15 protein-coding genes are annotated in these 12,987 nt (G+C 69.3%); 10 read left to right on the top strand and 5 right to left on the bottom strand.

The features are described 5' to 3' along the window. Window positions 1-23 precede the first annotated feature (23 nt). Genes ACFY36_RS17785 through ACFY36_RS17755 form a run of 7 tightly spaced genes read left to right on the top strand, consistent with a single transcriptional unit; the run spans window position 24 to window position 6,831 of the window. Window positions 24-1,352 carry an ABC transporter substrate-binding protein gene (locus tag ACFY36_RS17785; protein WP_499747052.1) on the top strand — a complete coding sequence of 443 codons (1,329 nt, stop codon included), beginning with the start codon at window positions 24-26 and terminating at the stop codon, window positions 1,350-1,352. Further along, window positions 1,352-2,296 carry a carbohydrate ABC transporter permease gene (locus tag ACFY36_RS17780; protein WP_499747051.1) on the top strand — a complete coding sequence of 315 codons (945 nt, stop codon included), beginning with the start codon at window positions 1,352-1,354 and terminating at the stop codon, window positions 2,294-2,296. The genes ACFY36_RS17785 and ACFY36_RS17780 overlap by 1 nt, the downstream gene beginning before the upstream one ends. Continuing rightward, window positions 2,293-3,162, top strand: a complete 870-nt coding sequence (locus ACFY36_RS17775) for a carbohydrate ABC transporter permease (protein WP_499747050.1) — start codon at window positions 2,293-2,295, stop codon at window positions 3,160-3,162. The genes ACFY36_RS17780 and ACFY36_RS17775 overlap by 4 nt, the downstream gene beginning before the upstream one ends. After that, window positions 3,159-4,085, top strand: a complete 927-nt coding sequence (locus ACFY36_RS17770) for a Gfo/Idh/MocA family protein (protein ID WP_499747049.1) — start codon at window positions 3,159-3,161, stop codon at window positions 4,083-4,085. Before ACFY36_RS17775 ends, ACFY36_RS17770 begins: the two co-directional genes overlap by 4 nt. Before the next feature lie 12 nt (window positions 4,086-4,097). After that, a complete protein-coding gene (locus tag ACFY36_RS17765; RefSeq protein ID WP_499747048.1) occupies window positions 4,098-4,916 on the top strand; it encodes a sugar phosphate isomerase/epimerase family protein in 819 nt (272 codons plus the stop codon). Then, window positions 4,913-5,971 (top strand): Gfo/Idh/MocA family protein, encoded by a 1,059-nt coding sequence (locus ACFY36_RS17760; protein ID WP_499747047.1) that lies wholly within the window; start codon window positions 4,913-4,915, stop codon window positions 5,969-5,971. The genes ACFY36_RS17765 and ACFY36_RS17760 overlap by 4 nt, the downstream gene beginning before the upstream one ends. Continuing rightward, on the top strand, window positions 5,968-6,831 hold the full coding sequence (locus ACFY36_RS17755) for a sugar phosphate isomerase/epimerase family protein (protein ID WP_499747046.1): 864 nt from the start codon (window positions 5,968-5,970) through the stop codon (window positions 6,829-6,831). Before ACFY36_RS17760 ends, ACFY36_RS17755 begins: the two co-directional genes overlap by 4 nt. On the opposite strand, the gene ACFY36_RS17750 is transcribed toward ACFY36_RS17755, so the two are convergent. Next, entirely contained in the window at window positions 6,828-7,184 is a 357-nt protein-coding gene (locus tag ACFY36_RS17750; RefSeq protein ID WP_499747045.1) for a hypothetical protein, read from the bottom strand. The genes ACFY36_RS17755 and ACFY36_RS17750 overlap by 4 nt on opposite strands. 120 nt (window positions 7,185-7,304) lie before the next feature. Here ACFY36_RS17750 and ACFY36_RS17745 point away from each other — a divergent pair, with 120 nt between their 5' ends. Then, window positions 7,305-8,045 carry an SDR family oxidoreductase gene (locus ACFY36_RS17745; RefSeq protein ID WP_499747044.1) on the top strand — a complete coding sequence of 247 codons (741 nt, stop codon included), beginning with the start codon at window positions 7,305-7,307 and terminating at the stop codon, window positions 8,043-8,045. 54 nt (window positions 8,046-8,099) lie between these two features. On the opposite strand, the gene ACFY36_RS17740 is transcribed toward ACFY36_RS17745, so the two are convergent. The 4 genes from ACFY36_RS17740 to ACFY36_RS17725 all read right to left on the bottom strand — a co-directional run bounded on the left by ACFY36_RS17740 (window position 8,100) and on the right by ACFY36_RS17725 (window position 11,716). Continuing rightward, entirely contained in the window at window positions 8,100-9,107 is a 1,008-nt protein-coding gene (locus ACFY36_RS17740; protein WP_499747043.1) for a LacI family DNA-binding transcriptional regulator, read from the bottom strand. Between the two features lie 262 nt (window positions 9,108-9,369). Further along, window positions 9,370-10,608 (bottom strand): alpha-hydroxy acid oxidase, encoded by a 1,239-nt coding sequence (locus ACFY36_RS17735; RefSeq protein WP_499747042.1) that lies wholly within the window; start codon window positions 10,606-10,608, stop codon window positions 9,370-9,372. Window positions 10,609-10,631: 23 nt separating this feature from the next. Further along, complete coding sequence (locus ACFY36_RS17730; protein WP_499747041.1) at window positions 10,632-11,414, bottom strand: inositol monophosphatase family protein; 783 nt, start codon at window positions 11,412-11,414, stop codon at window positions 10,632-10,634. 11 nt (window positions 11,415-11,425) lie between these two features. Beyond that, a complete protein-coding gene (locus tag ACFY36_RS17725) occupies window positions 11,426-11,716 on the bottom strand; it encodes a GNAT family N-acetyltransferase (protein WP_499747040.1) in 291 nt (96 codons plus the stop codon). Between the two features lie 42 nt (window positions 11,717-11,758). On the opposite strand from ACFY36_RS17725, the gene ACFY36_RS17720 reads away from it, so the two are divergent. Together ACFY36_RS17720 and ACFY36_RS17715 are read left to right on the top strand one after the other, a co-directional pair. Next, on the top strand, window positions 11,759-12,085 hold the full coding sequence (locus tag ACFY36_RS17720; protein WP_499747039.1) for a hypothetical protein: 327 nt from the start codon (window positions 11,759-11,761) through the stop codon (window positions 12,083-12,085). 37 nt (window positions 12,086-12,122) lie between these two features. Continuing rightward, entirely contained in the window at window positions 12,123-12,947 is an 825-nt protein-coding gene (locus ACFY36_RS17715; protein ID WP_499747038.1) for a DUF1206 domain-containing protein, read from the top strand. Window positions 12,948-12,987 lie beyond the last annotated feature (40 nt).

Below are 12,987 nucleotides of genomic sequence, written 5' to 3'. Positions count from 1 at the left end.
CCGGCGGCGCGAGGGAGATCGAGATGAGAAAGATGCGTGCGGCGACGGCGCTGGCCGGTGCGACGGTGCTGGCCGTCGCGCTGACTGCCTGCGGCGGCGGTGACGACAGCGGCGGTGGTGACGGCAAGACGCTCAACGTCCTGATCGCCGCCAACACCCAATATCCGGACGAGTTCCAGGCGTGGCAGAAGGACATCAGCGCCAAGTTCCGGGCGCAGACCGGCGCCGAGGTGAAGTTCGAGACCTTCGCCAGTGCCAACGACGAGCTCACGAAGATCCAGACTTCGGTGGTCAGCGGTTCCGGTCCCGACGTGTACGCCGTGGGCACCACCTTCACGCCGACCGCCTACTCGACCGGCGCCTTCGTCAAGCTGGGCGACGAGGAGTGGAAGAAGATCGGCGGCAGGGAGAAGTTCAACCCGGCCACGCTGGGCATCTCCGGGCCGGACGAGCAGAACCAGGTCGGGATCCCCTGGGTCAGCCGGCCGTTCGTCATGGCGTACAACACCGAGATCTTGAAGGCCGCGGGCATCGACAAGCCCGCCACGACCTGGGACGAGCTGGGGCAACAGGCCAAACAGATGACCAAGGGCGATCAGTACGGCCTGGCCATCGCCTACAAGGACAACTTCGACCCGTGGAAGTTCGTCTGGGGCATGTCGGCCCAGGCCGGCAACCCGCTGGTCGACGGCAAGACAGCCCGGCTGCAGGACCCGACCGTGCAGAAGGCGTACGAGACGTACTTCGGCTGGCTGGCCAAGGACAAGGTGGTCGACCCGGCCGCCGTCGGCTGGACCAACCCGCAGGCCGTGGCCGCGTTCGCCAAGGGCAAGACCGGCTATTTCGCGCTGACCACGACGACCGCCGCCAACTCGCTCAACCAGGGCGCGGTCAAGGGCAAGTGGAAGTTCGCCCTGCTGCCGACCGTGCCGCCCGGCGCCACCAGCCGCCCGGCGAACGGGGTCGAGGCGGCCAGCATCCTCTCCGGCGACAACCTGCTCGTGGCCGACTATTCCAAGAACAAGGATCTTGCTTTCGAGTACGTCAAGTTGGTGACCGACCAGGAGGTCCAGCTCGACTACTACAAGAAGTTCGGCAACCTGCCGGCCAACGCCGCCGCCCTGCAGACGCTGGCCAGCGACGAGACGCTCGGCCCGGTCACCGAGGCCGCGAAGAAGTCGGTGGCCACGCCGTTCACCGGCGCCTGGGGTGACATCCAGCTGGCGCTGACCAATGTGGCCGTGCAGTCCCTGCCCGACCTGGCCAAGGGCTCCATCAGCACCGCGCAGATCGACGCCCGCGTGGCCGACGCCCAGAAGTCGGCCCAATCCGCGCTCGACCGGGCCAAGTGATGACCACGCTGGTGACGCCTCCGGAGCGGAAGGCGCCGGCGCACGAGAAGAACCGCAAGGGCGTGACGCAGCAGCAGCGCCCGCTGTGGCTGCTCACCCCGGGCGGGCTGCTCCTGGTCCTGGTGGTGCTGCTCCCGCTGGCCCTGGCGGTCTACCTGTCGCTGCTCGACCTCGACCAGTACACGCTGCGCCGCTGGATCGAGGCGCCGTTCATCGGGCTGGACAACTACGTCGAGTCGCTCGACTCCGGCCTGCTGCACTCGATCTGGATCAGCGTGTCGTTCTCGGTGCTGTCGACCGCGGTGACCGTGCCCATCGGCATCGCGGCGGCGCTGGTCACCCAGAACGCCTACCGGGGGCGCGGTCTCGTGCGGGCCGCGTTCCTCATCCCGTACGTCCTCCCGTCCTTCGTCGTGGCCTCGGTCTGGCGGACGATGCTGCAGCCGGACGGTGTGGTGAACGCGTGGCTGTCCAAAGTGGGTGTCGACGGCGGATTGTGGCTGAGCGGCCCGAAGTCGTACTGGACGCTGGTGCTGGTGGAGATCTGGGCGGCCTGGCCGTTCATCTATCTGATGGCGCTGGCCGCGCTGCAGTCGGTCGATCACGAGGTGCACGAGGCGTCGGCGGTCGACGGCGCGACCTGGTGGCCGAAGCTGAGCCGGGTGATCCTGCCCTATCTGCGCGGGCCGGTGCTGCTGGCCTGCCTGCTGGCCACCCTCAACCACATCAACAACTTCACGTTGCCGTTCGTGCTGTTCGGGGCGCCCGCGCCGGACGACGTGAACGTGATGCCGATGCTGGTCTACGTCACCAGCTTCCAGGGCCTGCGGTTCGGGCTCAGCGCGGCCATGGCGGTGGTGTCGCTGATCATCATCGCGATTCCCTTGTACGTCTACCTGCGGGCCGTCCGACTCGACGTACATGAAGAAGGGGGTAGGAAATGAGTGCCTCCGCTTCCGCGGAAGCCACCCGGCTGCTGCCGCGGCCGCTGCTGGCCACGCTGACCGTGCTGCTCTGCGCGATGGTGCTCATCCCGGTGTCGTACATCGTGCTGGCCTCGCTCAACTCCGACGTCGGCGTCGCCTCGGGCGAATTCTGGCCGAGCTCGTTCAGCTTCGAGAGCTACACGAAGATCTGGACCACGGCCGACCTGTCCACCGGCATCGTCAACAGCTTGATCGTCTGTTCCTGTACGGCCGTGGCGTCGGCCCTGCTCGGCACGACCACGGCGTACGTGCTGGTCCGCTATAGCTTCTTCGGCCGGCTCACGATCCTGCGGGGCCTGGTCGGCCTGCAGAGCATCCCGGGCACGCTGATGCTGCTGCCGGTCTTCGTGCTCTTCTCCTCGGCCGGCAACTATCTGGGGCTGACGGTGATCGGAACCAGGTGGGGCCTGTTCGTGGCCTACCTGACGTTCGCGCTGCCGTTCTCGACCTGGGTGATGGTCACCTATCTGCGCGGGCTGCCGCGCGAGCTGGAGGAGGCGGCCCGCACCGACGGGGCGTCCACGCTGGTCATCCTGTGGCGGATCATCTTCCCGCTCAGCCTTCCGGCGATCGTGGTGGCGGGCATCTTCGCCTTCCTGCTCGGCTGGAACGACGTGCTGTTCGCCTCGGTGCTGACCCGCCCCGAGACCCATACGGCGGCGGTCGCCCTGTCGATCTTCGGCTCGGCCCAGGAGGGCGGCGCGCTTCCGGTCTATTCGCAGATGATGGCGGCGGCGCTGATCTGCGCGCTGCCGGTGGTGCTGCTCTACCTGGCGTTCCAGCGCTATCTGGTGGGCGGCCTGACCGCGGGGAGCGTGAAGTGAGGGTCGCGGTGATCGGCCTGGGCACGGTGTCGGTGGTGCATCTGGCCGCCCTGTCCCAGCTCGATGTGGACCTGGTCGCGACGTCGGAGGGCCGCTTCCGCGACCATCGGGTGCTGCTTGACGAGGTACGGCCGGACGCGGTGCACATCTGCACTCCGCATGATCAGCACGTGCCGGTGGCGCTGGACGCCCTGGCGCGGGGCATCCACGTGCTGCTGGAGAAGCCGGTGGCGCACACCGTGGCGGCGGCCGACGAACTGCTGGCGGCGGCGAAGGACAACCCGTCGGTGACGGTCGGGGTGTGCTTGCAGAACCGCTACAACCTCGCCTCGGTGGCGGCCCGGGACCTGCTTCGATCGGGCGAGCTGGGCCCGGTCATCGGCGCGTCGGCGACAGTCATGTGGCACCGCGACGACGCGTACTACGAAGCACGCCCTTGGCGAGGCCAACTCGCCCGCAGCGGCGGCGGCGTCCTGATCAACCAGGCGATCCACACGCTGGATCTACTGCAGTGGCTCCTTGGCGACGTGACCGATATTTCCTCTCAAGTGGGACATTTTTCTGGGCGAGAGGTCGAGGACACCGTGACGGCGGTTCTGGATCACACGGGTGGTCCTCGCAGTATCTTCTTCTCCACTGTGGCCAATGCCGTGGACTCGCCCGTGACCATCGAGATCGCTACCGCGGCGGCGACGCTGACCATTCGGGGGGATCTGACGATCCGGCACGCGGACGGGCGGGTCGAGGTCATCTCCGAGCGCCGGGCCGATGCCGGTGGCCGTGACTACTGGGGCGCCTCGCATGAGCTTCTGATCGCCGATTTCTACCGCTCACTGCGTACGGGGGAACCCTTTGCCGTTGATCTTGAAGAGGGGATGAGGTCCCTGCGCCTGGTCGACGAGATCTACCGACAGAACATCTGAAAGGGCTACGCCATGTGGACTCTCTCCGGCTTCTCCGACGAGATCTCCCCGGACTTCACCGAGCAGTGTGCGGTCGCGACCGGGCTCGGCCTGCGATATCTCGAGGTGCGCAGCGCGTGGGACGTCAACATCCTCGACCTGTCCGGCTCTCAGCTCGCGACGATCCAGAAGACGCTTTCGCAGTACGGGCTGAAGGTCTCCAGCATCGGATCGCCCATCGGGAAGATCCCCGTCGACGAGGACTTCGGTCCTCATCTCGAGCGGATGCGCCACGCGGCCGAGGTGGCGAAGCTGCTCGACGCCCCGTACATCCGGATCTTCTCGTTCTTCACGACGGACCCGGCCGCCCACCGGGCCGAAGTCATCGACCGGATGCGGGCGCTGGTGCGGGTGGCCGAGGAGGCCGACCTGATCCTGCTGCACGAGAACGAGAAGGAGATCTACGGCGATGTGCCCGCCCGCTGCCTCGACCTGATCCGCTCGGTCGGCTCGCCCTATCTGCGGCTGGCCTGGGATCCGGCCAACTTCGTGCAGGTGGGCGTCCGGCCCTACACGGACGGTTACGCGATGCTGCGGCCGCACGTGGAGTACGTACAGATCAAGGACGCTCTGTTCGCCGACGGCACGGTCGTGCCGGCCGGTGAGGGCGACGGCGAGCTCGCCGCCACCATCCGGGCCCTGCGCCACGACGGATTCGACGGCTTCTTCTCGCTGGAGCCGCACCTCGCGGCCGGGCACACCTACGGCGGCTACTCGGGTCCCGAGCTGTTCCGCACCGCGTGGCAGGCCTTCACCGGCCTGCTGAAGAAAGAGGAGATCGAGTACGCATGAGCCGCTACAAAATCGCCCTGGCCGGCGCCGGCGTCATCGGGCGCCATCACGGGCTGGTCGTCAGTCAGCTGGTGTCGCGGCTGGAGCTCGTCGCCGTCGCGGACGTCGTCGTGGAGCGGGCCGCGACGCTCACCTCGGTCCACGGCGGACGGCCGTACTCCTCGCTCGGTGACGCCCTGGCCGCCGAGGAGATCGACATCGTGGTCGTCTGCACGCCGACCGGGCTGCACGGACCGGTGGCGATCGAGGCTCTGGCCGCCGGTAAGCACGTCATCGTCGAGAAGCCGGCCGAGATCACGGTCGCTCGTACCGACGAGATCATCCGCGCCCGCGACAAAGCCGGCAAAATGGTCACGGTGATCTCGCAGCACCGGTTCGATCCGTCGACGGTTCGCGTCCTCGAGGCCATTTCCGCCGGAGAGTTCGGGCGCGTCACCTCCGGCATCGCGGCGATCGACTGGTGGCGCGGCCAGAGCTACTACGACTCCGGCGACTGGCGCGGCACGTGGGACCTCGACGGCGGCGGCGCCCTGATGAACCAGGGCGTGCACACGGTCGACCTGCTCGTGGCCGCCCTGGGAAGGCCGGTCGAGGTCTTCGCGTACGCCGGCACGCTCGCCCACGAGCGCATCGAGGTCGAGGACGTGGCCGCCGGTGTGGTCCGCTTCGAGTCCGGAGCCCTGGGTGTGCTGCACGCGACCACGTCGGCCTATCCCGGCCTGAGCGCCCGCCTGCACGTGCACGGCGACCGTGGCTCCGCCGTCATCGACAACGACGAACTGGCCTTCTTCCACGCCACACCGGTCGGCGCCGCCATCGAGGACAGGTTGATGGGCGGCACACAGACCCTGTCCGGCGCGGACTCCGGCTCGGTGGCCGCCGCCGATCCGGGCTCGTTGTCCGACGCGCACCGCCGGCAATACCTGAACTTCCTGGGCGCCCTGGACGGCACCGAGCCTTTGGTGGTCGACCTGGAAACGAACCGCCAATCGATAGCCGTCATCACCGGCGCCTACGAGTCGGCCCGGACCGGAAAGCCGGTGAAGCTGGCATGAGCCGCATAGCCGCCAACCCCATTCCCTATTGGGCGGCCGCCGGAAAGACCCGCGAGGTCTTCGCCACCGCGTTCGCCGACTTTCAGGAGATCGGATTCACCGCGGTCAAAGCCGATGTCCCCGACGACATGACCGCGGACGCTTACCGTGACTGGATCGCCGGCTACGGCCTGCAACCATCGCTGAGCCTGTTCAACTCTCCGTTCGACGGCACCGTCACGACGGCCGGGGAGATCGAGAAGGCGAAACGCTTCGCCGCGACCCAGGTCGAGCTGGGCCTGGACCGCACGATGGTCTCGTCCATGTCCGTACCGGAGCGCCTGGCGCATCCCGCGGTCGGCGCCGGCTTCTCCGAGACCCGCCTGACCGCCGCCATCGACATGTGCGGCGAGGTGTGCCGGGCCCTGGCCGCCGAGGGCCTGCGCCCGCTGCACCACTCCCACGTGGGCGGCGTCTTCGAGACCGAACACGACATCACCCGCCTGCTCGACGACCTGGGCCCCGGCGTGATCGGCTTCGGCCCCGACACGGGCCACCTGCGCTGGGCCGGCATCGACCCCGCCGCTTTCATCCGCCGCTACGCCGACCGCCTGGGCGGCATTCACATCAAGGACTGCTTCCCCGGCCACCTGGCCAACCGCACACTGTCCTACCGGGAGGCCACCGCCTCGAAACGCCTGTGGGCCGAGCCCGGCCTGGGCGTGGTCGACTTCGACGAGGTCCTGGCCGCCATCCCCGCCTCGTACGACGGCGACTTCATGATCGAGGTCGACGAGCCCAGCGTCGACTCCAAGCGGGAATCCCACCGCATGTCCTTCGCCTGGGCCCGTAAGGCCCTGGCCGGCCGAGCGGACGACTAGCGGGTCAGGGCCGGAAGGCCGCGGTACGAACGCCTGCGGATCCACCAGACGATCAACGAGACGGCGGCCAGCGCCACGAGGGTGAGGGTCGCTGTGGCGGCGCCGAGATAGCCGCCGAGGCGGCCGAGGCCGAGCCCGCACTCCAGCCCCACGATGGTGCCGTCGCGGCACCCGGAGGGGAGGGCGCGGTCCTCGGCCCGCCCGGCGACGACGCCCGCCACCACGCACAACACGGGCAGCGCCGCGCCGCACCCGAAGAACGCCCACCCCGGCACGCCACGCCGCCGCAGCACCACGAACCAGCCCACGACGAGCAGGACCGGGGCGGCGAGGGGCAGCAACAACGTCGACATCGCCGTCGATCCTAGGTCGTGATGTGCCGGTCGCCACGATGTCGTCGGCACCCTTGACTCGGATACTTCTTGTCCGAGTAGATTCGCGGATAAGAGTTGTCCGAGTTGAGGGGTGGGGTCATGCGTGTCGCGGTCGCCGGGGGAACCGGGCTCATCGGGTCGCAAGTCGTGGCGCTGTTGCGCCCGCGGGGCCACGACGTGGTGGTGGCCGCACCGGGAACCGGGGTGGACACGGTCAGCGGCCTCGGTGTCGCCGAGGCGCTGGCCGGGGCGGACGTGGTCGTCGACGTGACCAATCGGGCGGTCTTCGAGCCCGCCGCGGTCATGGAGTTCTTCACCACCTCGACCCGGACGCTGCTCGACGCCGGGCGGGCGGCCGGGGTGCGGCATCACGTGGTGCTGTCGATCGTCGGGGCCGACCGGCTCTCGTACCCGGGCTACCTGGACGCCAAGGCCGCGCAGGAGCGGCTCGTCGCTGAGTCGGGGCTTCCCTTCACGATCGTGCGGGCCACCCAGTTCTTCGAGAACCTCGCCACCATCGGCGCCGGCATGGCCCAGGACGACGTGATCGTGCTCCCGGCCGCCGATCTTCAGCCGGTCGCCGCGGCCGACGTCGCCGCCGCCCTCGCCGACGTCGTCGCGGCCGGTCCGGCCGGCGGCGCGATCGAGATCGCCGGCCCGGAACGCGCGCCGTTCGCCCGCTTCATCGGGCCGGTCATGGCCGCGCGGGGTGACGAGCGCCCGGTCAAGTCGAGCGCCGGCGCAAGCTACTTCGGCGTCCCGATCGTGGCGGACTCCCTGGTCCCGCTCGGCGCGGCCCGCATCGGCCGGACGAGCTTCGAAGAATGGCAGGCCTCCTGATGTCCGTTCACCGCTCCACGGCGCCACGCTCCTGGCCCCCGGCCTGGCGGTGAGTCAGCGTCTCCGGCGGGCGGTGCGGGCGCGGGCGGTGGAGCGGCGCACGATCAGGCGTACGGGAAGGACGAGCGGCTGGCCGCTGGGGCGGGCGCCCTGGGCGATGGCTATGCAGTTGCTCATGCCGGTGAAGCCCATGCGGTACAGCGGTGAGGCGATGGTGGTCAGCTGGGGCTCGACCAGCTCGTCGAAGATGATGTTGTCGAAGCCGACGACGCTCACCTGCTCGGGGACACCGATGCCGAGCTGGCGCAGGCCTTTGAGGACGCCGATGGCGAGCTGGTCGTTGTAGGCCTGGACGGCGGTCGCCTCCAACTCGGCCACGCGCAGGGCCGCGGTCAGACCCGCGAGGACCGTCGGGCCGTACGGACCCACGCGCCGGGCGTCCACATGAAGCTCGGCCGCGGCCTGTCGTAGGGCGCGCCAGCGGACGCCGTCCGACCAGCTGGTCTCGGGACCGGCGACGTACGTGATGCGCTCGTGGCCCAGCTCGGCCAGGTGCTCCACCGCGCGTTTGATGCCCCGCTCGGCGTCGTTGAGGACGCAGTTGGCCTCCGGGATGATGCGGTTCAGGAGCACCACCGGTTTGCGGCGGGCCACCATGCGCAGGGCCGAGTCGGTCATCCGGGAGCTGGCGATGACGACGCCGTCGACCTGTTCCAGTTCCTGTTCGATGGTCTGGCGTTCCACCCGCGGCGACTCGTTGGTGTGCGACAGGATCAGCTGATAGCCGGCGTCGCGGGCGGCCTCGTAGGCGCCCTTGATGATGTCGCCGTAGAACGGGTTGGTGACGTCGGCGATGACCAGCGCGATGGCCTTGCGAGGCGCTTCCTCGGGGGCGGAGCTCCGCTTGACCGGCCGCACCCGATAGCCGAGCCGGTCGGCCGCCTCGAACACACGCTCGGCGGTGTCGGCGTTGACGCGCCCGGGCCGTGCGTACGCGCGGGACACGGTGGACGGCGCCACCCCGGCCTCGCGAGCCACGTCGTAAATCGTCGGGCGGCCCATTTCAACGATGTTAATTGATCCGCTCCGATGAAACAGCAGCCTTGATGCCACGTTGCCCGCCGGCCAGGGCCACAGCCATCCACCAGTCCGACCCGGCGCGTGGCCGGCGCCGGGTGATCCTGAGGCGGGGAAGAGCGAGGCGGCGGCGTGACCTGAGGCGCGGAAGCGTGAGGCGGCTGCGCGGGCGGCGGTGAGGAAGCGTGGGGTCGGCCAGGTGGGAAGACGTGAGTTCGGCCCGGTGAACTGCCCGGGGCGAGGGGCGTCAGTGGGGGAGGGCTCGCGGGGCCAGGCGGGTCAGCTGGGTGACGTGGCCGGGGTTGAGCTCCTCCAGGGAGTGGGCGCCGAGCAGTTTCATCGTTCGGATGATCTGGTCGGTGAGGATCTGGATGGTGCGGTCGACGCCCGCTCGGCCGCCTGCCATCAGGCCGTACAGGTAGGCGCGGCCGATGAACGTGAACTTCGCGCCCAAGGCGATCGCGGCCACGATGTCGGCGCCGTTCATGATGCCGGTGTCCACGCTGACCTCGACGTCGTTTCCCACCTCACGGACCACCGACGGGAGCAGGTGGAACGGGATCGGGGCGCGGTCGAGCTGGCGGCCTCCGTGGTTGGACAGGACTATGCCGTCCACGCCGAAGTCGGCCAGCTTGCGGGCGTCCTCCACTGTCTGCACGCCCTTCACCGCCAGCTTGTGCGGCCACATCTCGCGGATGACGCGCAGGTCCTCGTAGCTGATCGTCGGGTCCATCGCCGCGTCCAGCAGCTCGCCGACCGTGCCGCCCGTCGCCGACAGGGAGGCGAACTCGAGTTTCGGGGTGGTCAGGAAGTCGTACCACCACCAGGGGCGGGGAATCGCGTTGGCGATCGTGCGCAGGCCCAGCTGGGGCGGGATGGAGAAGCCGTTGCGCTTGTCGCGCAGGCGGGCGCCGGCCACCGGGGTGTCGACCGTGAAGAACAGGGTGTCGAAGCCGGCCTTGGCCGCGCGCTCCGTCAGGGCGTACGAGATCTCGCGCTTGTTCATGACGTAGAGCTGGAACCAGTTGCGGCCGGTCGGGTTGGCCTCCTTGACCGTCTCGATGCTCGTGGTGCCGAGCGTGGAGAGGGTGAAGGGGATGCCCGCCGCTCCGGCCGCGGACGCTCCGGCCGTCTCGCCCTCGGTCTGCATGAGGCGGGTGAAACCGGTCGGGGCGATGCCGAACGGCAGGGCCGACGGGCCGCCGAAGACCGTGGTCGAGGTGTCGACGTTCGCCACGTCGCGCAGGACGTTCGGGTGGAACTCGATGTCTTTGAAGGCCTGCCGGGCCCGGGCCAGGGACAGCTCGCCCTCGGCCGCGCCGTCGGTGTAGTCGAAGGCGGCGCGCGGGGTGCGGCGCTTGGCGATCAGGCGCAGGTCCTCGATGGTCAGCGCGGCCTCGAGGCGGCCGGCCCGCCCGAGCTGAGGCTTCTTGAACTGCATGAGCTCGAAGATCTCGGCGGGTTTCGGGAACTGACGTTGTACCACCGGTGTCTCCTAAGGCGCGGGACTTAAGACACTAGTACCGCCCGGGCCAGTGCGGACAGGGCGGGCCACAGGGCGGGAGCGGCCCCGATGGTCAGCTCGGTGGTGAAGTCGTCGCCGTGGCCGCCGAGGATCACGCCGGCCTCGCGGGCGATCAGGGCGCCGGCCGCGATGTCCCACAGGTTCGTGTCGAGGGCGAGGCCGCCGTCGAGGCGCCCGGCGGCCTGATAGGCCAGGTTCAGCGCGGCCGGCAGGCGGCGGATGTCGCCGGAGACCGGCAGCAGCTCCCGGATCAGCTTGCCGGCGCGCTCCTTGGTGGCCGGGTTGGGCTGGAAGCTGACGCCGACCAGCGCCTTGTCGAGCGCCGGGCCGCCGGTCACCTTCAGGACGTGGCCGTTGAGGAACGCGCCGCCGCCGTCGATCGCGGTGAACGTCTCGCCCGCGACCGGCTCGTGCACGACCGCGACCCGGGCCTGCTCGCCCTCGTAGAGCGCCACGCAGACCGACCACGGCCCGGTGCGGCTGATGTAGTTGCGGGTGCCGTCGAGCGGGTCGACCACCCATTTCCAGCCGGTGGCGCCGTCGCGGCCGTGGCCCTCCTCGGCCTGCACGGCGTCGTCCGGCCAGGCGGCGGTGATCGCGTCGACGATGAGGCGCTCGCTGGCGATGTCGACGTCGGAGACGACGTCGTTGGCGTGCGCCTTGGGCGCGCCCACCCGCAGGGTGTCGTGCCGCTCGAGCTGCAAGCGGCCGGCCTGGGCGGCGACGGTGGCGGCGAGGTCGCGCGCCGCGGCAAGATCCCGGTTCATCGCCGGTCAGACTAGCGGTAGTCGGCGACCAGGTCCCCGTACTCGGGGTGCTCGGCGACGAACTGGGCGAAGAACGGGCACGAGGGTACGACCTGTACGCCGCGGGCGCGGAACTCGTCGAGCGTACGGGCGGCCAGCTCGTTGCCGAGGCCGCGGCCGCGGAAGGCCGGGTCGATCTCGCTGTGCACGATGATCGCCACGCCGTCGCGCATCCGGTAGTCGGCCTTGCCGCCCCATTGCCCGTCGACGGTGAGCTCGAAGCGCCGGTGGGACGGGTTGTCGCGCACGTCAATGTCGCTCATTGACCAAATGTAGGGTCGCGCGGGGCCCGTACCCTTGCAAGGGTGTTGAAACCCACCCGGCGAATCGCCGCCGCACTCATCTCAGCCACCCTCGGCCTCGCGCTGCTCACCGGTTGCAGCAGCGACAACGTCGACTGCGGACTCGACCAGTGCACCGTGACGATCCAGCGGGAGACGAACGCCAGCGCGAGCTTCCTCGGCGTCGAAGCGAAATTCCTGAGCGCCGACGCCAACACGGTCACGCTTGAGGTGGCCGGCGAGCAGATCAGTCTGACCAAGGGTCAGCAAGCGGTCGAGGTCGCAGGTTTGCAGGTGCAACTCGACAGCGTGACGAACGACGCGATCGGATTGCAAGTGTCCAAGGCGTGATGTTTGGCGATCTTGGCTCTCGGTGACATTCGGGGGCATGACAAGCACCGCCTCGAACGCCAAGTACGCAGCCTCTCGGGCCGCCGACAGTAAGCCGCTGGAGTATCTGGCCCGGGGCGGCTTCATCGGCTACGGCATCATCCACCTCATCTTCGCCTGGATCGCTCTCCAGGTGGCCTTCCAAGGCTCGTCCCAGGAGAGCGACCAGTCGGGCGCCCTCCAGACGCTGGCCGGCAACGGCCTCGGCAAGACGCTCCTGGTCGTCATCGCGATCGGCATGGCCGCGATGGCGATCTGGCAGGCGTTCGAGGCCGTCATCGGCGAGAGCGGCGAGCAGAACCGCACCGCGATGGCCGAGCGGGTCCTCTCCGGCGTCCGCGCCGTCCTGTACGGCTACCTGGCCTGGATGGCCGTCAAGATCCTCCAGGGCTCGAACGCCTCGATGGGCGACAACTACGAGAGCAAGTCGTCCGGCCTGATGGGCAGCACGGGCGGCCGCTGGCTGGTCGGCTTCATCGGCCTGGTGATCCTCGGTGTCGGCATCGGCATGGCGATCTACGGCCTGCGCCGCAAGTTCGTCAGCCACCTCAACACCCAGGAGATGACCCACGGCACGCGCCAGCCGATCATCCGGCTGGGCATGGCGGGCTACGCCGCCAAGGGCGTCGCCTACGCGATCGCCGGCATCCTGTTCGTCGCCGCCGCCGTCACCTTCGACCCGGACAAGGCCCGTGGTCTCGACGCCGCGCTCAAGACGCTGGCCGGTCACCCGTGGGGCGTGTGGCTGCTGGCCGTGATCGCTGTCGGCATCGCCGCCTTCGGCGTCTACTGCATCGCGCAGGCCAAGTACCGCAAAGTGTGAGCTATTTCCTCTTCCACTGCGAGACAGTTGCGGGAACCGG

The organism is Actinoplanes sp. NPDC000266 (assembly GCF_042899005.1).
Lineage (GTDB): Bacteria > Actinomycetota > Actinomycetes > Mycobacteriales > Micromonosporaceae > Actinoplanes.
This window is presented reverse-complemented; position numbering and strand designations above follow the sequence as displayed.

Coding starts and splice junctions, on each gene's coding strand:
- ACFY36_RS17730 (WP_499747041.1), bottom strand. CDS start 11,414: ATGAACCGGGATCTTGCCGCGGCGCGCGACCTCGCCGCCACCGTCGCC.
- ACFY36_RS17765 (WP_499747048.1), top strand. CDS start 4,098: ATGTGGACTCTCTCCGGCTTCTCCGACGAGATCTCCCCGGACTTCACC.
- ACFY36_RS17715 (WP_499747038.1), top strand. CDS start 12,123: ATGACAAGCACCGCCTCGAACGCCAAGTACGCAGCCTCTCGGGCCGCC.
- ACFY36_RS17755 (WP_499747046.1), top strand. CDS start 5,968: ATGAGCCGCATAGCCGCCAACCCCATTCCCTATTGGGCGGCCGCCGGA.
- ACFY36_RS17775 (WP_499747050.1), top strand. CDS start 2,293: ATGAGTGCCTCCGCTTCCGCGGAAGCCACCCGGCTGCTGCCGCGGCCG.
- ACFY36_RS17725 (WP_499747040.1), bottom strand. CDS start 11,716: ATGAGCGACATTGACGTGCGCGACAACCCGTCCCACCGGCGCTTCGAG.
- ACFY36_RS17750 (WP_499747045.1), bottom strand. CDS start 7,184: ATGTCGACGTTGTTGCTGCCCCTCGCCGCCCCGGTCCTGCTCGTCGTG.
- ACFY36_RS17785 (WP_499747052.1), top strand. CDS start 24: ATGAGAAAGATGCGTGCGGCGACGGCGCTGGCCGGTGCGACGGTGCTG.
- ACFY36_RS17745 (WP_499747044.1), top strand. CDS start 7,305: ATGCGTGTCGCGGTCGCCGGGGGAACCGGGCTCATCGGGTCGCAAGTC.
- ACFY36_RS17780 (WP_499747051.1), top strand. CDS start 1,352: ATGACCACGCTGGTGACGCCTCCGGAGCGGAAGGCGCCGGCGCACGAG.
- ACFY36_RS17740 (WP_499747043.1), bottom strand. CDS start 9,107: ATGGGCCGCCCGACGATTTACGACGTGGCTCGCGAGGCCGGGGTGGCG.
- ACFY36_RS17760 (WP_499747047.1), top strand. CDS start 4,913: ATGAGCCGCTACAAAATCGCCCTGGCCGGCGCCGGCGTCATCGGGCGC.